This is a genomic window from Limnobacter humi (assembly GCF_024518835.1).
In the GTDB taxonomy this organism is placed as follows: Bacteria; Pseudomonadota; Gammaproteobacteria; order Burkholderiales; family Burkholderiaceae_B; genus Limnobacter; species Limnobacter humi.
The window spans coordinates 173510-192407 of sequence record NZ_JANIGO010000001.1 but is presented as its reverse complement, the minus strand read 5'-3'; the positions used below and the strand labels follow the sequence as shown (position 1 = coordinate 192407).

The 18898-nt window shown below is 52.7% G+C and carries 16 protein-coding genes, 1 tRNA gene and 3 pseudogenes; 8 read left to right on the top strand and 12 right to left on the bottom strand.

The genetic code is table 11. From position 1 onward, the window contains the following. Positions 1 to 30: 30 nt before the first annotated feature. The 3 genes from NQT62_RS00935 to NQT62_RS00925 are packed head-to-tail and all read left to right on the top strand — an operon-like array spanning position 31 to position 5697. The gene (locus NQT62_RS00935) at positions 31 to 2928 is read left to right on the top strand and encodes a Z1 domain-containing protein (RefSeq protein ID WP_256762658.1); all 2898 of its coding nucleotides are present in this window, start codon (positions 31 to 33) and stop codon (positions 2926 to 2928) included. Further along, complete coding sequence (locus NQT62_RS00930) at positions 2912 to 3916, top strand: PD-(D/E)XK motif protein (protein ID WP_256762656.1); 1005 nt, start codon at positions 2912 to 2914, stop codon at positions 3914 to 3916. The genes NQT62_RS00935 and NQT62_RS00930 overlap by 17 nt, the downstream gene beginning before the upstream one ends. Before the next feature lie 2 nt (positions 3917 to 3918). After that, positions 3919 to 5697 carry an AIPR family protein gene (locus NQT62_RS00925; RefSeq protein WP_256762655.1) on the top strand — a complete coding sequence of 593 codons (1779 nt, stop codon included), beginning with the start codon at positions 3919 to 3921 and terminating at the stop codon, positions 5695 to 5697. Between the two features lie 168 nt (positions 5698 to 5865). Here NQT62_RS00925 and NQT62_RS00920 read toward each other — a convergent pair whose 3' ends face one another. Next, positions 5866 to 7404 (bottom strand): DNA cytosine methyltransferase, encoded by a 1539-nt coding sequence (locus NQT62_RS00920; protein WP_256762651.1) that lies wholly within the window; start codon positions 7402 to 7404, stop codon positions 5866 to 5868. A gap of 321 nt (positions 7405 to 7725) precedes the next feature. Here NQT62_RS00920 and NQT62_RS00915 point away from each other — a divergent pair. The 3 genes and pseudogenes from NQT62_RS00915 to NQT62_RS00905 all read left to right on the top strand — a co-directional run. After that, positions 7726 to 7968, top strand: a pseudogene (locus NQT62_RS00915) (transposase); the annotation flags it as partial. Continuing rightward, positions 7958 to 8479 (top strand): annotated as a pseudogene (locus NQT62_RS00910) (IS3 family transposase); the annotation flags it as partial. The pseudogenes NQT62_RS00915 and NQT62_RS00910, both read left to right, overlap by 11 nt. Positions 8480 to 8635: 156 nt before the next feature. Then, positions 8636 to 8959 (top strand): hypothetical protein, encoded by a 324-nt coding sequence (locus tag NQT62_RS00905; protein ID WP_256762650.1) that lies wholly within the window; start codon positions 8636 to 8638, stop codon positions 8957 to 8959. A 102-nt stretch (positions 8960 to 9061) separates the two neighbouring features. On the opposite strand, the gene istB is transcribed toward NQT62_RS00905, so the two are convergent. The 6 genes and pseudogenes from istB to NQT62_RS00875 all read right to left on the bottom strand — a co-directional run bounded on the left by istB (position 9062) and on the right by NQT62_RS00875 (position 13351). Continuing rightward, complete coding sequence (istB, locus tag NQT62_RS00900) at positions 9062 to 9853, bottom strand: IS21-like element helper ATPase IstB (RefSeq protein ID WP_256762649.1); 792 nt, start codon at positions 9851 to 9853, stop codon at positions 9062 to 9064. Next, positions 9850 to 10865: pseudogene (gene istA / locus NQT62_RS00895) on the bottom strand (IS21 family transposase). Before istA ends, istB begins: the two are co-directional and overlap by 4 nt. Positions 10866 to 10912: 47 nt before the next feature. Then, entirely contained in the window at positions 10913 to 11488 is a 576-nt protein-coding gene (locus NQT62_RS00890) for an HNH endonuclease (RefSeq protein WP_256762648.1), read from the bottom strand. A gap of 67 nt (positions 11489 to 11555) precedes the next feature. Continuing rightward, on the bottom strand, positions 11556 to 12212 hold the full coding sequence (locus NQT62_RS00885) for a hypothetical protein (RefSeq protein ID WP_256762647.1): 657 nt from the start codon (positions 12210 to 12212) through the stop codon (positions 11556 to 11558). Between the two features lie 76 nt (positions 12213 to 12288). After that, positions 12289 to 13011 carry a hypothetical protein gene (locus tag NQT62_RS00880; RefSeq protein WP_256762645.1) on the bottom strand — a complete coding sequence of 241 codons (723 nt, stop codon included), beginning with the start codon at positions 13009 to 13011 and terminating at the stop codon, positions 12289 to 12291. Between the two features lie 264 nt (positions 13012 to 13275). Beyond that, positions 13276 to 13351 (bottom strand) — tRNA-Lys (locus tag NQT62_RS00875). Positions 13352 to 13526: 175 nt separating this feature from the next. Here NQT62_RS00875 and NQT62_RS00870 point away from each other — a divergent pair. Both NQT62_RS00870 and NQT62_RS00865 read left to right on the top strand, forming a co-directional pair. Then, positions 13527 to 13778 (top strand): type II toxin-antitoxin system Phd/YefM family antitoxin, encoded by a 252-nt coding sequence (locus NQT62_RS00870; RefSeq protein WP_256762644.1) that lies wholly within the window; start codon positions 13527 to 13529, stop codon positions 13776 to 13778. Beyond that, a complete protein-coding gene (locus NQT62_RS00865; RefSeq protein WP_256762643.1) occupies positions 13775 to 14161 on the top strand; it encodes a type II toxin-antitoxin system VapC family toxin in 387 nt (128 codons plus the stop codon). Before NQT62_RS00870 ends, NQT62_RS00865 begins: the two co-directional genes overlap by 4 nt. On the opposite strand, the gene ybeY is transcribed toward NQT62_RS00865, so the two are convergent. The 5 genes from ybeY to pyrF form a co-directional block, all read right to left on the bottom strand. Further along, positions 14158 to 14646, bottom strand: coding sequence for an rRNA maturation RNase YbeY (gene ybeY, locus NQT62_RS00860; protein WP_306173501.1), 489 nt, complete (start codon positions 14644 to 14646; stop codon positions 14158 to 14160). The genes NQT62_RS00865 and ybeY overlap by 4 nt on opposite strands. After that, positions 14643 to 15671 carry a PhoH family protein gene (locus tag NQT62_RS00855; RefSeq protein ID WP_256762642.1) on the bottom strand — a complete coding sequence of 343 codons (1029 nt, stop codon included), beginning with the start codon at positions 15669 to 15671 and terminating at the stop codon, positions 14643 to 14645. Before NQT62_RS00855 ends, ybeY begins: the two co-directional genes overlap by 4 nt. Before the next feature lie 43 nt (positions 15672 to 15714). Further along, a complete protein-coding gene (locus NQT62_RS00850) occupies positions 15715 to 17172 on the bottom strand; it encodes a sensor histidine kinase (RefSeq protein ID WP_256762641.1) in 1458 nt (485 codons plus the stop codon). Positions 17173 to 17182: 10 nt separating this feature from the next. Further along, positions 17183 to 17887 carry a response regulator gene (locus NQT62_RS00845; RefSeq protein WP_256762639.1) on the bottom strand — a complete coding sequence of 235 codons (705 nt, stop codon included), beginning with the start codon at positions 17885 to 17887 and terminating at the stop codon, positions 17183 to 17185. 79 nt (positions 17888 to 17966) lie between these two features. Beyond that, on the bottom strand, positions 17967 to 18824 hold the full coding sequence (gene pyrF, locus NQT62_RS00840) for an orotidine-5'-phosphate decarboxylase (RefSeq protein WP_256762638.1): 858 nt from the start codon (positions 18822 to 18824) through the stop codon (positions 17967 to 17969). Between the last annotated feature and the right edge of the window lie 74 nt (positions 18825 to 18898).

Here is an 18898-nt window from a genome sequence, read left to right as displayed (position 1 = left end):
GGGATGAATCAGACCAGACAGGAATAGCACATGAGCGAATTCAATCGACCAACCAGTACCGTCATAAGCAATGCACAGAACCTGCTGATGGAACAGGCCACCCAGAACCCAACCGCTTCAGTGATCAAGGAAATGGTTGAGCTGGCCGCTTCCATCATGCCTCGACGGGAAGATGAACCCATTGATATCGAGGGCGCCGTTGCTGAACTGATCCGTCGTTACAGCATCTGGATCGGCAAGAACTCAACACTCTCCGACGACAGTGATCACGAAACCTGGCTTGGTTCTTCACGAAAAAAGGGATGGAGATATTGGCCAAGGTACAGGGACATGCTGGAGCGGAAAATGCCTCCGGCTGCCATAGATGCACTGGAAATCTCTACAGACGAAATGCTTGGCCTTCTTGAGGACCCCAACCGGACTGGTTCTTGGGACAGGCGTGGGCTGGTGGTTGGGCATGTGCAGTCGGGGAAAACCGCCAACTACACAGGACTGATCTGTAAAGCGGCTGACGCTGGGTACAAAATAATCATTATTCTAGCCGGTCTTCACAACAACCTGCGATCCCAGACCCAGATTCGACTTGAAGAAGGGTTTCTGGGCTACGAAACTTCTGCGAACAATGATGTAGTCAAATTCATTGGTGTCGGCGAAATGGGACGCGATCTGGAGATCAAGCCTAACTGCGCCACCAACCGAACTGAAAACGGCGACTTCAGCACAAATATCGCGAATCACCTAGCTATCACGCCAGAAGAACGCCCCTGGCTATTCGTCGTTAAGAAGAACAAAACCGTCTTGGATCGCCTGCTGAAATGGATCAAGAACCATGTCGCCGATACGAGAGATAATGAAAGCGGACTTAAATACGTCAGCAATCTGCCCCTGCTTCTGATTGATGACGAGGCAGATAACGGGTCAGTTGATACCGGGGAGCAGACATTTGACTCCGAAGGTAACCCGGATCCGGATCACGAGCCCAAGGCCATCAACAGCCGTATCCGGAAGATACTGCACAGCTTTGCAAAGTCTGCTTATGTCGGGTACACGGCTACCCCGTTCGCCAACGTGTTTATCCATAGGCAAGGGAACACCACTGATGAGGGCGCAGACCTGTTTCCCAAGTCATTCATCATCAATCTCGCAGCTCCTTCAAATTACTTCGGTCCTACTCGCATCTTTGGCCTGAGAGGCGTCGATGGAAGAATCGGAGGGCTTCCTCTTGTTCGCGTATTCAAGGACCACATGAGCGAAGACCGTGAGACAGGATGGATGCCAGAAAAACACGACAAGTATCATCAACCTTTCTATCTTGGCGTAGACACACTGCCTCCCTCTCTTAAGAATGCAATCCAGTCTTTTGTATTGGCCTGCGCTTCCCGCGAGTTACGCGGCCAGGGTAGCGAGCATTCCTCTATGCTGATTCACGTTACTCGCTATATCCTCGTTCAAAAAGATGTTCATAGGCAGGTAAAGGAATACATCACGGGGCTTCGCCAGCGTATTACCCGTGGTGTTGACGATATCGAGTCGCTGAAACAGATGCGAAGGCTCTGGGAGGAGGATTTCTCGCCCACTCGCACTGCTGTGATTGAGAGACTGGTTGAATCCGAGACCACGCCGCCAGATCATTCTTGGGATGAAATCTTACAGAAGCTGGGAGATGTACTGTCCGATATTGAAGTCCGAATGATCAATGGCAAGGCAAAGGATATTCTTGATTACGCCACACCCGGCACCAAGGGGCTGAAAGTGATTGCTGTTGGCGGCGACAAGCTTGCTCGAGGTCTTACGCTTGAAGGACTCTGCACCAGTTACTTTGTCCGCACCTCAAAAATGTACGACACCCTCATGCAAATGGGGCGATGGTTTGGGTACCGCCCGGGCTATCTGGATCTTTGCCGTCTGTACACGACGGATGATCTGATCGAGTGGTTCCAGCACATTGCTGATGCATCCGAGGAACTGCGAGACGAATTCGAAGCCATGAAAGACAGTGGTGCAACCCCTAAGGACTATGGTCTCAGGGTCCAGTCGCATCCCGTCCTGCTGGTTACATCACCTTTGAAAATGCGCACCGCAAAGGATTTGCAACTGTCTTTCAGCGGCGAAATCCTTGAGACCGTTGCACTGCACAGATCCGCTGATATTCTGTCTAAGAATCTGGACGCAACCACGAGGCTTCTCCAAGCATGTGGCTCTCCGCAAGAGTCGCCTGAAATCATCAGACTGCGGGGAAGCAAGCCCAAAAAATGGTACGGGCATCTCTGGGACAACGTTTCCAGCGAAGCTATCGCAGACTTCTTTGATTCCTACGCCACCCATCCGGCAGCGCGTAAGGTCAATAGCCCCCTGATACGGGATTTCATCCGGTCCATGGCCAAGATCGGTCAATTGACCTCGTGGACAGTCTACTTGGCAGACGGTGGTGAGGGAGTTTCTTACCAGTTCACAGGTGGGCCAAGGGTTGATCGCATGATCAAGCGGAAGGCGGATAACACACGCAGCGACCGTTATGCGATTGGTCGTCCCGTTTCGCCGCCGGATGAGTCTATCGATCTTGACGGCCCTGCATGGGACGCAGCCATGGCATTGACTCTGAAAAACTGGAATCCAGACGCAGCCCGAGTTAAAGACGGCAAAAAGCCAGAGGCACCTACTTTTCCCAATGGCCTCGCTATCCGATATATCAGAGGTATGGGCGCGCCAGAACAAGGAATACAGGCGGCCCCTGAGAGGGGCTTGCTGATGCTGTACCCCTTGGACCCTGATCAGGCCGAATTTGGTCCTGGCTTTGGTGACTGGAAAAAACCTGTCATTGCATTCGGCATTAGCTTCCCTGCCAGCGATGCCGGGGTGAAAGTCAAATATGCAGTGGATCATTTAACTCAAGCACAATGGGCTCAGGAATATGGCCAAGTTGATTGACGAAATTCAGCTGGCTTGGAATTCAATCCAGACCGCACAAGGCACGTCCGGATGGAACACAGTGGCAGTTTTGCCCAGACATCCCGGCAGGTTCAGAGCTGGGCGCAATTTCCCAGACCTATGCGAAGCCTTGCTCGCAGGTTTTCGTACAAGTGTGATCTCGAGAAACGAAAAATTTCCTGAAGGATTGGGATTCCATGTCACTCGTGTCAATTCTGAGCAGGATGGCTTCGTCTGGCTTGCATTGACTCGGAGTCCGAACGGAAACCTTGAATTATTCTCGGCCATGGTGTCGGATATTGTCCATGCAATCTTGGACACGGGTTCCGGAGACCACAGTCTTGAATTGCGCGCTTTCCTTGGCAGGATTCGAGCGTGGCAAGAGTTCATGCGCAAGGGTGCTGTACCTTTGTCTGCCGAGAATGAAGTTGGTCTTGTAGGTGAACTCACCGTGCTGGAAAAAATGCTGGAGGTCGGCATGGCTCCTGAAGCTGCAATCAGGGCCTGGAGTGGACCACTTCACGGGCTCAGGGATTTCGAACTTGGCTTTGGTGCCATCGAAGTAAAGACCACTGTTGCCACCGCTGGGTTGGTTGCAAAAATTGGTTCGCTGGAACAACTGGATGACACGAACTGCAGCCCCCTTTTCTTGGGTGCCGTCAAATATGCGTTGACCGAGAGTGGACAAACGCTCCCCGAAAAGATTTCTGCAATCAGAGCACAGCTGGAATCTAATCCAATCACCCTTTCCGAGTTTGATGACAGAGTTCTCGCTGCTGGATACTCGCCAGCGCATTCACCTCAATACCATCGGAGATTCTCCCTGCGGGAAATCGCGATGCTTGAAGTTGGAGAGAATTTTCCTCGACTGATGCTCGGCAACGTGAAGCCCGGAGTCATCAGTGCTAGATATGAAATCAATCTCGAGCCCTTGCTCAGCCAAGATGTTGGCCTGACAACAGCTCTCAAGAAACTGGAAATGATCTAACTATGGAACTTGCTGAATTTTTGAGGGAAATACAGGCAACCGTGCGTGCGCAGATGCAGGACGGGGCCCTCTACGAAGAACTTGTTTATGCCAATATCGTCATGGATCACATGGCAGAGATTGGTATGACATTCGAGCCTGTCCAGTGCTATTTCGAAGGAAAAGTTGGCAACGCCATATTGCGGCTCAGTGGTTACTCATTGTCTGACGACAACGATCAGCTCGATCTGTTCGTTAGCCTTTACCTAGGGGAGGATGAGCCAACGCGTATACCTGACGCTGAAACGAAAACGGCTGTTGAGCAATGTTTTCGGTTCTTGTCCCTCTGTGCACAAGGAACGCTCGCTCCAAAGCTGGATCCGACAAACGATGTCCGTTCATTAGCTGAGACGCTGCAAGCCATCTACAACGATTTGGAACAGATCCGAATCTTCGTCATTACTGACCGCATCGCCAATTCCAAGAGCTTCAAGACAAAAGAAATAAACGGTAAGGCTGTCAGGCTGGAGGTTATGGATATTGAGCGGCTATACCGCCACATCTCTGAAGGTAAGCCGCGTGACGAATTGGTCATCGATTTCAATGAGTTGTCTGGTCAGCCCTTACCATGCGTATTCGTCAATGGGCAGAACGATGACTATGACTACGCATTGACCGCTGTTCCCGGTGACGCTCTTCGCCTGCTTTACGAAAAATTTGGTGCGCGACTTCTTGAAGCCAACGTTCGTTCGTTTTTGAGCGTCAAGGGCAAAGGCGTGAATGCCGGCATACAAAACACTCTCAGAAATTCACCTGAACGCTTCATGGCCTACAACAACGGCATTGTTATGGTCGCCGACGAAATAAGGCTGGGGAACTCCTTGGACGGTATGATCGGAATCGCATGGATCAAGGGTCTTCAAATCGTCAACGGTGGGCAGACCACTGCATCCCTGTACTTCACAAAGAAGAAGTATCCTGAAATCGACTTGTCCGGCGTCAGAGTGGCCGCAAAGATCATTGTCATGAGAGTTCAGGACCCTGCCAAGGAAGAGGCCCTGGTTTCAGACATTTCCAGATTTGCGAACAGCCAGAACGCTGTTAGACAGTCAGACCTCTCAGCCAACAAGCCATTCCATGTGGAGATCGAAAAGATTTCCCGTAATGTGTACTGCCCAGATGGAGTCAGTCAGTGGTTCTATGAGCGCGCTGCAGGAAGCTACAATACCTTGTTGGCTAGGGAAGGAACAACACCTGCCAAGCTAAAGAAGATCAAGGACGCGATCCCGACGAGTCGCCGCCTGACCAAAACGGATCTTGCAAAGTATCTGAATGCCTGGGCTCAGAAACCAGAGATCGTCAGCCTCGGCTCCCAGAAAAACTTTGACCGTTTCATGTCAGCACTCGTTGCTCCGGAGGGACAGGAAGTCAAACTGCCCTCTACTGCCGACTTCAAATCCATGATCGCGAAGGCAAAGCTCTACCGCGATACTCAAAAACTGATCCGCCCCATGTTCCAAGCTTTCCAAGCAAACATCACGGCATATACCGTATCAGTGACCGCCAAGATGTTGGGTGATCGCATTGATCTCGATAAGATCTGGAGCAATCAGGCAGTCTCCCATGAACTCCTTAAACAGATCGAGATATGGGCGCGCCAAGTCAGTGAGGTTCTCCACGAAAGTGCTGGTGGTAAGATGATTTCGGAATGGGCCAAAAAGCCAGAGTGTAGGGATGCAGTTTTCGCTGCTTCTTACTCCCCTGTAGCCACAGGAATTCCAGAGGTTCGCTACAACGGCTGACAGAAAATGGCCGGTATAGTTTGAGGTATGTGACAACCCGCTCCAGACTTCATGCACTTGAATGGTGTGTTCTGAAGATCTGGGTGTGCAACTTGACGTCTGCCTCCCTTGAAGTCCAGCCTGCAGGGTTAGCTCGCTGGATTTAAGGTAATTAGGTTTCTGGAGAATTCAAAGACCTGCCGACTGCAACAGCCTGAGGACAATTTCAGCGATTTTCCTAGCCAATAGCGGTGGGACAGCATTGCCCACTTGGTGATACTGCTGTGTTCTATTGCCCTCAAAAAAGTAGTTATCGGGGAAGGTCTGTAAGCGCGCAGCCTCGCGAACCGTTAGGCTACGGCACTGTGAGGGTTCGGGATGAATGTAGTAGTGCCCATCCTTGGAAATGTGGGACACGATTGTTGTCGATGGTTGATTACGCAACTGCACTCGGAATCTGTCTAGAAATGGCGTTGATTCGTTGTTCAAATTTTGATGGTTGGGTAACAAGGCTTGAGGAAAGTCACTCAACCTCGGTGATCTCTTTTCCTCTCGAGCGAATGAGGAGGCAAACAAATACCGATGCAGATCGGATTCCATATGGCTTCTCGTCTCATGCAGCGTTACGCCACCTATCTCGGGGTCGAGGTACCAAGAAGCCAGAGGTTCATTCATGGAGATATCCGACTGGATGAACTGTCCACCAGTTGACTTATGGATCCATGACTTAGTCACCGCCCACTGTGCACGTTCCAACACCCGCAGTGGAACCGCACTTTTTTTCTTCTCGAGGACCTTTAGTCCGTTAGTAAGAGCCTTTTGCCAATTTGCGACAGAGTCGGTCATCCCGTCATAACGGTTTGAAAGCTTGCTTCGAAGCGGGGGCAGCCCATCAAGAACATCCCGGGCGCACACTAAGGGTGACTGCTCCAATGAGAAACGTTCGGGACGGTTAACTAGGTCTGGCACCGACTCAGCAATATCGGCCCTGATGCCAAACAGTATGACCCTGTGCCTAGATTGTGGGATTCCAAAATTCTCAGACTTGATAACAAAGTCATCCGGGTCACTAATCTCGCCAGGAACAACAAATGATCTGACCAGATATTCATGACCGTTTCCGGGTAACTGAAGATCTTCAAGTATTCGGTTAAATATTAATGAGCCCGAATGCTGTGAGGTCAGCATTCCTTTTACATTTTCCATTACGAAGACAGAGGGAGAAAATTCCTTGATTATTCGCAAGTATTCTTTGTAAAGAAAATGTCGCTTGTCTGACTCAAATTCCTTTGGATTATTGCCGCGCATCCTCGATCGGCCAACGATTGAATAAGCCTGACAAGGTGGTCCACCTATCAGGACCCATTCTTTGGCACCTGCAAGGCCATCCCGAATCCAAGAGTCAATCTCACTATGATCATTTTTCCCCAATTCGGCGCACCTAGCTTCAGCATATGATTTTTTGACATACGGAATTACAACTGGGTCACTTTCCAACTGCTCCCGTGAAATTTCCCCTCTGATATATTGATAGTAGGCAGCAGGGACCTTCCCTACAGGAAAGGACCGGAACAGAGCACGAAGTGAAAGAGTCTTATGAGCGATAGGATCTTTCTCAATCGAAACACGAATCTCAAAGCATCTCGATTCACCTTTTGTTAGAGATGCAAAACCTTCGCACAACCCTCCCGGGCCAGCAAAAAGGTCAATAACAGGTATGCCATTCATTGTTGATTTTTATCCAAAGATTCAATACTTTCCTATTGACCGTTCGAAAGACTACACCCTCACCAGGGGCCACCTCTCAAGCGCCTCAAACTGTATATATTCTGCCAAGTTTTGATAGCTTGCGAGCAACTGAAACTTTGCGAATTAATTCTCTGCCTAGCATCAGTATCTGTAGTAACGCTCCATACGGCTAACAAGTCATCACAACTGAGGGCAACTCTTCAATCGGTATGGCGCCAAAAACCCAAGTTTTCACCTGAACTTGCCCCCTGAAAGACAGTACCGGAGGTATTCCTTAAACTTACGACTAGGAATACAGCTATGTTTACTACTATGAGTTCAGATGGCAAGCCCGAGCGGGTTGAAGTGATAATCGGTGTCCAGCGCCGACGGCGCTGGACACCGGAAGAAAAGTTGGCGTTGGTGCAGCAAACGTACGTCGAAGGCAAGTCTGTTTCTTTGGTGGCCCGTGAAGCGGGTATCGCAGCCAGCCAGTTGTTTCAGTGGCGCAAAGCGTATGCAGACGGCTCTTTGGTTGCTGTTGGCGCCAACGAACCAGTTGTGGGTATCTGATTTCACCTATGTCTCAACCTGGCAGGGATTTGTCTATGTGGCATTTGTTATCGACGTGTTCTCTCGGCGAATTGTGGGCTGGCGCGCGAGCCGTTCCATGCGTACGGACTTTGTGCTGGATGCACTGGAACAAGCGTTGTGGGACCGCCAACCTGACAGAAATCAGTCACTGATTCACCACAGTGACAGGGGTTCACAATACGTGTCCATTCGGTACAGCGAACGCCTTGCTGAGGCTGGCATTGAGCCATCAGTTGGCAGCAAAGGCGACAGCTATGACAACGCACTGGCAGAGAGCATCAACGGGCTGTACAAGGCCGAAGTGATTCACCGCAGAAGCGCCTGGAAAACAATTGAATCGGTGGAACTGGCTACGCTGGAATGGGTGGCTTGGTTCAATCACCATCGACTAATGGAGCCACTGGGCTACATTCCACCGGCCGAAGCAGAGATGAATTATTATCAACAACTCGGTCAGCAGGCCGAACAAACCCGCACTTAAGAAAATTGGCCTCTACGAAAGCCGGGGCGGTTCAAATCGATTCTTTCAAGGCCCAGGTATGCATTTGCCCGGCGGCGCGCCAGAGATGGTTATTGACTCAATATCAACTATGGACGGATCGGGTGTTCGTACGCTCGGTACCATCAAGGTGGGGCCATGACTCAGATCAATGGATTTCTTGCAAGTATAAATGGTGGTGTTAATACCGTTGTCTGCCTGAATAGTCAGGCCGGAGATTGTCTCCTCTCTAATCAGTTCCAGTCTTGTGGTTCTGATACCTATTCAATCCATTGCGCTCACCGTGATGACCAGGTGAGAGTATTTGAATTTCTAAGAAAAAATAAGTTTGCATTTTCAGCGGGAAGAGATTGGTCACCCGCTGAGATATTTGAATTCTTTCGTGAACAGGGATTGGTTGCTGGTGAGTATCTAAGAATATCTTGGATAGGTCCAGATGAGCCGACAGTGGCAGTTTGCTAGGTTTAGTCACTCCAATGTCAATGCCGCTTGAATTTTGACCCACTTTGCTTCGTCAACGCCAAAGTAAATTTGACCCACCCAAGCAATTCTTTCTGATTTTGTTCACTGATTTCCTGCTGCCAAACCCACCGGGTTTGGCATGGCGCCAGCCATCTTTTTTCCTTTCAATCTGTAACTCTCACCGTTGATTTGCACGATGTGGCAATGGTGAAGCAATCGGTCCAGCAGTGCTGCAGTCAGGGTTGCATCGTCTGCAAATGCACTGGCCCACTGTGAGAATGGGAGATTACTGGTCACGATGATGCTGCCTGTTTCATACCGCTTTGCAATCACGTTGAAGAACAGGTTGGCTTCTTCACGACCGAACGGCAGGTATCCGATTTCATCAATGATGAGCAACCGTGGTGCCAGAACACTGCGTTGCAGGTATTGCTCAAGGCGTCCCTGATTTTTTGCTGCCGACAGTTGAAGCATCAGGTCAGCCGCGGTTATAAATCGAATCTTCATCAGCTTGTGTATGGCCATACAACCCAGGCTAACTGCCAAGTGGCTTTTGCCCACACCGCTTGGTCCGAGCAATACGACGTTCTCTTTGCGTTCAATGAAGGCCAGTGAAGTTAGCTCCTGGATTTGCCGCTTCGGTGCACCTGTTGCGAATTTGAAGTCGTATTGTTCAACGGTTTTAATGGAAGGCAGACCTGCGAACTTGTGCAGAATGCTTTGCGTTCTCGTGGCACGTGCATCCAGCTCGGCCTGAAGCGACCGCTCCAGGAAGTCTGCAACAGATTGCCCCTGTTCAACACAGGTTTGTGCAATTGCAGGCCACTCATTGTTCAGGGTGTCGAGCTTGAGTTGCTCGCACTGGCGGGCAATCCGTTCTGTTTGCAGATTCATCGAACCACCTGTAGCAACTGGTCATACACGCTCAGGTTGTGTTGCAGGCTTTCCACCGGCATGGGTCTGGCAATGTGCAGGCTGCGGTGAGTTATTTGTGGCGGCACCTGGATATTGGGCAACCCACCCAGTGAATGACGCTCTTCATCCAGCAGTATTTGTGGCTTCTGCCCCGTGGTGCCGTGAATGCGTTGATGGGCAACACTGTGCAGCCGTGGGCATTGGCCACATCAGCAGTCAGCAGCAAACCGTTCTGTCGCATGGTGGTGGCCAGCGGTGTGATGAAACTTCCCTTGAGGTAGCCATTGAATCGCTCCACTTTGCCCTTGGTCTTGGCACGGTAGGGACGACATGCCCGAAGCCTGAAGTTGTAGTCCCTGGACATGTCCAGCATTTGCCGGTTCCAGCGATGTTGGCCTTCTCCAAAGGCATCGCGCTCCAGCATGATGCACTTGGCATTATCAAACAGTACCTCCTGTGTCACACCACCGAAGAAAGCGAATGCATGCTCAAGACCAGAGAGCCAATCCTCCTGGCGCTCCTGCTCGGTAAACCGAACGTAGGTTGCACGGCTGTAGCCCAGTGCGGCCACGAAGGCCTTCAAGCGTGAGCGGTATCGGCAAATGGTGGTGAAATCCACTTGCAGTTGCTGGCCCGGTGCTGTCTCGAACCGTACCACTGGGTCTGGCTCGGGCTGCTTGAACTGAACAAGATACTCCTTCAAGCGGCTTACGCCGCCCGTGTATCCCTTCGCCTGGATTTCTCTGAACAACACCGAGGCTGGAATCCAGTGCGACTTGGCAGCGGCAATTCTCTCATTCAAATAACTCTTGAACGGGTCGAGTTTGGCCGGTCGGGGCGCACGCTGTGGATAAATGGGTTCGGCTGCCTGGTCACGCAAATATTTCCTGACCGTGTTTCTGGACACGCCCAGTTGTTCAGCGATTGCGCGAATGCTGTGGCCTTGCGCGTTCAATACATGTATTTCCACTAGATTCTCCTGAGTCAACATTCAAAGCGCCGCCAAAAAGCGGCAATTGTTGCTCAGGTGGGTCAATTTTAAGTTGGCGCTAGTGGGTCATTTTTACATTGGCGGTGACACAAAGGAACCAGATGATCAACGGGATCAACTTGGTAATCAACGCCCAAGGTAGATATTGGCATGGTGTGATGGACGTGAATCTGCTGCCTGCCTAGCACGCCAAATGCGGTTTCGAAGTTGAAGCCGCATGCCTTGCAGCTATAACCATAGTGCTTCAGGCAAGCTAGACGCGCTTTCTCATTTCTCTCGTAGCGATTGACCGCTACCTTCTTTGATGCCCCTTCCTTAAAGGGACCATCTGGAATCGCTTCGTCGGGATAAACGTCAAGTGCATTGAGCGTGCCCGCGAGCTTCCAGTGGCCTCTGCCAGACACTTCTGGTCGAGCAATGATTCCCTCACCAACGAGTTCCTGCCTTGCCCAGCGGATCTCAACCTTGTACTGAGGCTGAGAAGTTAGCTTGATGGCCTTTTCCGCATTGAGAGAAAAACGTTCAGCTATCAGGCGATGTACTTCTGGCACTGGAAGCACACCGTGTTGTTGCAAGAGCTCGACTATTGCAACCTTAACAAATGCGCGTTTGGGGAGTGGCATAAGAGGCTTAACCGTTTTAATTCACCGGCCTGCGCGGCTTTTCGCGCAGGTCCGGTGGAATGAGAGGTTAGCCATCGGAGCGCGTAACTGCCAAGAGTTCAAGAATACGAACACCTAGATCGACTAGCCGATATACGTCTTGCTCACTAAGCTTTACGTTGCTGCTGTGAAAGGCTCGATTTCTAACGACCCAGAAATCTTTCATCAGAATTGGCAGCTCGCGAACAACGATCCCGCGCCGCGCTAGCAATTCTGCTGCGTGCATAGGCGACATGTAGCCTCGGGAAGTGTCTAGGTTGTTTTGCGTGAGAATAGTTTGGACTCGTTCCTCAATGTCTACCGCGACAGCAATAAGCCCGCCTCTTGGGTCTCTCAAATACTTGTCAATGTTTGGCGACGCTTCTGGCGTGGCACGCTTGAACCCGCCGTCTTCTGATTTTGACAATTGCTCTTCGGCCTCTTCTGTCTTCTTTGCCAGATCATCAAGAGCTTCAGCGAGTTCGATTTCTTTGTCACCAATCTTCACTTTGTTGACTCGCGAAATGAGCTTTGCAAGATCAGGCACAAGTATGCAGAGCATTGCGATAAGGATTAGGTCGCGAGACGACGAGTCATATACGAGCGACGGATAGACAAATCGACCTATGACAATGGCCACGCAAAATGCAGCTATCGCATGTTGTGGTTTAACGGTCTGCAGCCATTGCCAGAAAGCGTTCAGCATAGTGTCTTTTGAGATGGCTAACGTTTGAATTCACCGGCCTGCGCGGCTTTTCGCGCAGGTCAGGTGGAATGATGGGTTAGCCAAAGTATTCCTCTGGCAAATAGAAGAGGTAAAGAACAGTCTCAAGGCTGCCGTCTTGGCTGTCCTGGTTTTGCTGATCAGGCCGCTCTCCCTGGGGTATGTTCATAAACTCGCTATAGCTTCGGCGGATACGCTGCAACACTGTGTGTGCAGGTGTCGCTCGCTCAAAGCCGTCTGGGAGTTGGCAATTAAGAACACGCTCAATGAACTCCCCCCACCGGAAACAGCTTGGGTGTCGAACGATATTGTTGTTTTTCGACTTTACCTTGGTGCTTAGGTTTTCGTACCAGACATTCAGATCGACGGGATTTGCCAAATCCGATGACGTTGGGTGCCAAAAAAGAGCATGATGAAGCGACTCTCGACGCCATTCTCGATTAGTGAATGTTGGAAGGCAGTAATAAATCTCTGGGTTTGAAGCTACCAATGCAGCTTGCCCCGGTGGTGAAGTAAGTATCCATTTGAGGCGAGAAAAGTCGGGAGAAGTCCCTGCTGCGTAAGTGCCAAGTTTGGGCTGTTTAAACTGCAAACCAAATAGCTTCCCCCCAACGATCATTGCTTCATCTGCTGGCCAGGTTGCTTCATCCGTAGGGGAAACAGCCCATACATGCACGCTCTTCCCAATGTGGCGAAAGTATTTTTCAATTCGATGGACGATCCAACCCTCATATTCACGTTCTAGAGGGATACCAAAGTGCGGCTTAAGGATAGTGGTCATGTTTTGAATTGGCTAACTTGATATATCGAACAATATTGGCGATACCTCTTTATGTGAACAAATCATCGCGAGCCCAATACTGATTTACTTTCAATTGCTTGCCGTCCGTTTCACCAAATAAACCAAAGGCGAAACTCGCACATTTAGCCGCTAAGCTAAACCAAAACCTCGGAAACCGGAAGTAGGTCCGCCCGGGCAGTTGACCAAAAACCACCCAGAAACGAAAAAGGACCTAGCCGCTTGCGCGTCTAGGTCCTTGAATTTTGGTGGGTCGTGCAAGATTCGAACTTGCGACCAAAGGATTAAAAGTCCTCTGCTCTACCGGCTGAGCTAACGACCCGTGGTTGGCAACCAAGTAGCTTTCAACCAAAGACCGCGATTATGGTGGAAATTCAGCTTTTCGTCAACAGCCCTGCGATGGAAAATTGCCACATGTAGAGGGCAGGTCTGCAGGACATTTGAAATTGAACTATTTTTGGCTAGACTAGACTTAGCTAAGGTATAGGAACTGACAAATGCAACCCGTGAACATGCTCGAAGCGAAGTCCAATTTGTCCCGTTTGGTGGAAGCCTTGGAGCAGGGCCGTGAAAGGGAGATCATCATCGCGCGCAACGGCCGGCCCGTTGCCAAGTTGGTCGCCATTGACCACGGTGCGTCTCAACAGCGCATTGGTATTGCCAAGGGTCTGTTTGAGGTTCCAGACGACATTGATGTGGCCAATGCCCACATTGAGGCGCTGTTTGTGGGGCAGACCAAAAAACCATGAATTTGATCTTGGACACTCACATCGCCTTGTGGGCCATTACAGACCATCCCCGTTTGCCGCAGCAAGCCCGCCAATGGATCGAATCCAGTCGTTCTCACATTTGGGTGAGTGTGGCCAGTTTGTGGGAAATCGCCATCAAGCACAGCCTTGGGCGTGGCGTAATGCCGGTGTCAGCCAGTGAGGCCAAGCGGTATTTTGAGCAAGCGGGATATTTTTTGTTGCCCATTGAAGCGGAGCATGCGGTGGCTGTTGCCGAGTTGCCGCCCATTCACCAAGATCCGTTTGATCGAATCCTGGTGGCGCAGGCGCTGACCGAACCTTTGAAGTTGCTGACCCATGATGCCACGGTGGCGAAGTACAGCCCCACTATATTGCTGGTCTAGCGCTCATACGGGTTTGAAATCCGGAAGCGCTTCAAAATTTCCACTTCCTTGCCTTCCATCAGTTCGGCCTGGCTGTCCAGTTCATGCACATAGCCTTGCGCATGCAGGCAACCGTGCACCACCAGGTGGGCCAAGTGGTCGATCGGGTCTTTGCCCTGTTCTTTGGCTTCCCGTTCGACCACGGCGGGGCAAATCACGATGTCTGCCATAAACGTGGGCAAACCAGCCTCGCTGCCCAGGTCGGGCAGGTCCATGGGAAAGGTCAGCACATTGGTGGCGTAGTCCTTGCCCCGGAAGTCGCGGTTCAGTTGTCGGCCTTCCTCGTCGCCCACCATGCGGATGGTGATTTCAGCCCCATCCCGAAAGCAGGCCTTGGCCCAGCGGCGAATACGGGCATTGTCCACCTCCGAAAACGGGGGGTGGTCAGCCTCCGGTGCCCACTGAATGGCAACACTGACGGGGGCAGGGCGGTCGGATTTATTCAAGGCTGTGGCTCCTGGGCACTGGCATCCTCCATGGGAGAGTTGCGGCGTTCCGGGTTGTGAAAACGTTCATAGGCTTCCACAATGCGGGCCACCAGGGGGTGGCGCACCACGTCTTGCGCATTAAAGTAGGTCATGGCCACGCCCTTGACTTGGCGCAGCACGTGTTGGGCTTGCACCAAGCCACTTTGCTGGCCGCGTGGTAGGTCAATTTGGGTCACATCCCCGGTAATCACCGCTTTGCTGCCAAATCCAATCCGGGTCAGAAACATTTTCATCTGCTCAGGCGTGGTGTTTTGCGCCTCATCCAAAATGACAAACGCATGGCTCAAGGTGCGTCCGCGCATGTAGGCCAGGGGCGCGATTTCAATCACGTTGCGCTCAAACCATTTTTGCACGCGGTCGTACCCCGCCAAATCGTAGAGCGCATCGTACAGCGGGCGCAGGTAGGGGTCCACTTTCTGGGTCAGGTCACCGGGCAAAAAGCCCAGTCGTTCGCCCGCTTCCACGGCAGGGCGGGTGAGCACAATCCGTTTCACGGCATCGCGCTCCAGCGCGTCCACCGCGCAGGCCACGGCCAGGTAGGTTTTGCCGGTACCGGCTGGGCCAATGCCAAAAGTCAGGTCATGTTCCAGCACGTTTTTCAGGTATTCCTTCTGCCGGGCAGTGCGGGCCTGCAAATCCCCCCGTTTTACCCGCAGGGTGACCACTTCGTCTTGCCCCAAAATCACCGTGGGCTCACTGGGTGAGCTCAAGGTGCTTGTGTTTTTCAGTTCGACGATGGCCAGTTGAATGTCATCGGCTGTCACCGGTTTTTCGCTTTTGTCAAAAAAGTGGTTGATGAGTACAATGGCTTGCCGCGCTGCATCTTTGTCACCCTGCACATTGAGCATGCCACCCCGTCGGGCAATCTTCACCTGGAATGCCTGCTCAATCAGGCGCAGGTTGGCATCCACTGGGCCACACAAATTGGCCAGCTTTGAATTGTCATCATCGGGGGCTTGCCACTCTTGGGGTTTGCTTCTCATCGGGTTGGTCTGGTTTGGGGTTGCTGCGTGAAACTATTGTAGTTCAGTACTCTAGCTGACTGTGGGTTGGCGGGAAACTGACTCGCATCAAACAACCAGGCCTGCCTGGCTGGGTGCTGCGGGGGTTGTCGAGAATGGCCACATGGGCGCTGTGCTGGTGGGCGGTTTCCTGAACAATGGCCAGCCCGAGGCCCGAGCCATCTTCGCTCGTGCCCAGCACCCGGTAAAAACGGTCAAACACCAGTGGGCGCTCATTGACGGGAATGCCCGGGCCGTCATCCTCCACGTCCAGCCGAATACCATCTTGCTGGCTGCTGTCATCCACCCGCACGGTCACCAGTCCGCCCTCGGGGGTGTAACGTAGGGCGTTTTCCACCAGGTTTTTCAGCATTTCGGTGATCATGAGCGTTTGGCCCTGGATGTAGACCGGGTGCTCAGGCACTTCCACACCCAGGTCAATCCGCTTGTTCATGGCCTCGGGGACAAAGTCCCGCGTCACCGTTCGGGCAATGTGGCACAGGTCAATCTGTTCAAACCGCAGCACCAGCGGGGCCTCGGTGCGGGCCAGGGCCAGCAATTGGTTCACCAGGCGGGTTGAACGTTCTGTGCCCACCTTCAGGCGCCGCAGGCTGCGGGCCCGCGCGGCGGGGTCGGGCTCGTCGCTCAACAGTTCAACCTGCATGCGCAGGCCGGCCAGCGGGGTTTTGAGTTGATGGGCTGCATCGGCCACAAACCGCTTCTGGGTCTCAATGGTTTGTTCCAATCGGCTCAGTTGTTCATTCAACGCCAAAATCACCGGCATCAGCTCTTCCGGGGTGTCTTTGCTTTGCAGGGCGCTTAGGTCGTCGGGTTTGCGATTGCGGATCACATCCAGCAAGGTGTTGAGCGGTGCAATGCCGCGTGACAGGCCAAACCACACCAAGAGCACGGCCAGTGGCAACACCACAAACTGCGGCAAGATCACGCCTTTGATGATTTCGTTGGCCAGGCGTTCGCGTTTGCCCAGCGTTTCAGCCATCTGGATGAGCATGAAGCGCTGCTCGCCCGGCACTGGCAGTTCAATCCACAAATGTCCAACCCGAAAGTCTTCGCTGTTCACGACCACGTCTCGAAACACCACCACACCGATTTCAAGTCGTCGCCGTTCGGGCACGGGCAGGGTACGCTCGTCACCCATGAGGAATTCCCCCCGCTTGCCGACCACCTGAATGCGATATTGGTCGGTCCCGTCGGCTTTCAGAATTTCCAGTGCCTGGTCGGGCAATTTGAATGCGTTGCTGGATGCCTGCACGGCAACTTCCTGCGCCAGGGCGGTGATTTTGTCGTCCAGAATGTGGTCGAACGGGTCGTTGGCGATGGACTTGGCCACCAGGTAGGTGACGCCGATGCTCATGGGCCACAAAATCAGCAAGGGGGCCAACATCCAGTCCAGGATTTCGCCAAACAACGAGCGTCGCTGTTGTTTGCCCGAGGCCAGCGGATTGCGTTTGTACCAGGCCAATCAGGCATCCTCAGGCGTTGGGGTGTGCATTGGCTTGGGCCTCTTTGTCGGTGTATTTTTCCAGGCAGTAGCCCAGGCCCCGCACCGTGGCAATCCGAATTCCGTTGACTTCGATCTTCTTTCGAAGCCGGTGAATGTAGACCTCAATGGCGTTGTTGCTCACTTCTTCGCCCCATTCGCACAGGTGGTCCACAAATTGTTCCTTGCTGACCAGTCGCCCCACCCGCTGCAGCAGAATCTCCAGCAGCCCCACTTCGCGGGCCGAGAGGTCCAGCATGTCCTCGTTGATGTAGGCAATTCGGCCGACCTGGTCATAGGTCAGTGGACCATGTTTCCAGATGCTGGCCCCGCCGCCTGAACCTCGGCGGGTGAGCGCTCGCACACGGGCTTCTAGCTCTTTCAGGTCAAAGGGCTTGGCCATGTAGTCGTCGGCTCCGGCATCCAGGCCTTGCACCCGTTGTTCCACACTGTCGGCGGCCGTCAAAATCAGCACGGGCATGTGGTTGTTGCGCGCCCGTAACTTGCGCAGCACCTCCAAGCCACTCATTTTGGGCAAACCCAAATCCAGAATGAGCAGGTCGTAGCTCATGGTGGTCAGTGCGGTATCGGCATCGCTGCCATTGAACATGCAGTCCACCGCGTAGCCGGTTTGTCGCAACGATTGTGCAAGCCCCTCGGACAACAGGTTGTCGTCCTCGGCCAAAAGTATTTTCATCCCGTGTCTCCCCGGCTGCACGCCTTTGTTGCCCAAGGCTTGGTGCGCTGTGTGTGTTGGGTGTGTGTTACCCCGAATTTTAGCCCGAATGGGCTTGGTCTTTGGCTGTTTGAATGGCAGCGCGGGTCGATTCCGCCTCCCGGGCAGCGGCTTGTGCAAAATCGGCCCCGCTGCTGGCATACAGAATGGCTCTGGAGGAGTTGATGAGTAACCCCCAGCCCTGGCTGCACAGCCCGTTTTTAACGGTGTTTAGCAAATCACCGCCTTGGGCACCTACACCGGGCACCAGCAAGGGCGCATCACCCGCCAACCGGCGAACTGCCCGGATTTCATCGGGATAGGTCGCGCCCACCACCAGGCCGACTTGCTGATGCGGGTTCCAGGCGTTGGTGGCCAACTTCGCCACAGTTTGGTAAATGGGCTCTTCCCGGCCGGTGACCAAAAATTGCAAATCGTTGCCACCAGGGTTGGAGGTGCGGCACAAAATGAACAAACCCCGGTCTGGGTAGGCGTGGTAGGGTTCTACCGAATCATGGCCCATGTAGGGGCTCAAGGTCACACTGTCGGCCTGAAAACGATCAAACGCTTCAATGGCGTATTGCTTGGCGGTGGCGCCAATGTCGCCCCGCTTGGCATCCAGCACCACGGTGGCATGTGGCGCCAGTTCATGGATGCGACCAATGATGTTCTCCAGCGCCCCTTCAGCCCGGTTGGCGGCAAAGTAAGCAATCTGCGGTTTAAAGGCGCAGGCGTATTCCGCTGTGGCCTTCACAATTTCCACGCAGAAGCGCTCGATGTCGGCTGCGCTGGTGCCATAGCCTGTGGGCATGCGGCTGATGTCCGGGTCCAGGCCCACACACAACATGGAATGGCTGGTTTGGAAGCTGTGGGCCAGACGTTCAGGAAAGGTTTTGAATTGGGAGAAGCGCTGGCCCATGGTCCACGTTGTTTCAGGTGATGAAGTACCCGGATTGTACAGTGTAAACATCCAACAATTTGCGGTTCCCTCAA

Bases quoted from the DNA above. Each gene is read 5' to 3' on its own strand.
- NQT62_RS00885 (WP_256762647.1), bottom strand. From the start codon at position 12,212: ATGCTGAACGCTTTCTGGCAATGGCTGCAGACCGTTAAACCACAACAT.
- istB (WP_256762649.1), bottom strand. From the start codon at position 9,853: ATGAATCTGCAAACAGAACGGATTGCCCGCCAGTGCGAGCAACTCAAG.
- NQT62_RS00855 (WP_256762642.1), bottom strand. From the start codon at position 15,671: ATGAGAAGCAAACCCCAAGAGTGGCAAGCCCCCGATGATGACAATTCA.
- NQT62_RS00920 (WP_256762651.1), bottom strand. From the start codon at position 7,404: ATGAATGGCATACCTGTTATTGACCTTTTTGCTGGCCCGGGAGGGTTG.
- NQT62_RS00930 (WP_256762656.1), top strand. From the start codon at position 2,912: ATGGCCAAGTTGATTGACGAAATTCAGCTGGCTTGGAATTCAATCCAG.
- NQT62_RS00905 (WP_256762650.1), top strand. From the start codon at position 8,636: ATGACTCAGATCAATGGATTTCTTGCAAGTATAAATGGTGGTGTTAAT.
- NQT62_RS00880 (WP_256762645.1), bottom strand. From the start codon at position 13,011: ATGACCACTATCCTTAAGCCGCACTTTGGTATCCCTCTAGAACGTGAA.
- pyrF (WP_256762638.1), bottom strand. From the start codon at position 18,824: ATGGGCCAGCGCTTCTCCCAATTCAAAACCTTTCCTGAACGTCTGGCC.
- NQT62_RS00865 (WP_256762643.1), top strand. From the start codon at position 13,775: ATGAATTTGATCTTGGACACTCACATCGCCTTGTGGGCCATTACAGAC.
- NQT62_RS00925 (WP_256762655.1), top strand. From the start codon at position 3,919: ATGGAACTTGCTGAATTTTTGAGGGAAATACAGGCAACCGTGCGTGCG.
- NQT62_RS00845 (WP_256762639.1), bottom strand. From the start codon at position 17,887: ATGAAAATACTTTTGGCCGAGGACGACAACCTGTTGTCCGAGGGGCTT.
- NQT62_RS00870 (WP_256762644.1), top strand. From the start codon at position 13,527: ATGCAACCCGTGAACATGCTCGAAGCGAAGTCCAATTTGTCCCGTTTG.
- NQT62_RS00935 (WP_256762658.1), top strand. From the start codon at position 31: ATGAGCGAATTCAATCGACCAACCAGTACCGTCATAAGCAATGCACAG.
- NQT62_RS00890 (WP_256762648.1), bottom strand. From the start codon at position 11,488: ATGCCACTCCCCAAACGCGCATTTGTTAAGGTTGCAATAGTCGAGCTC.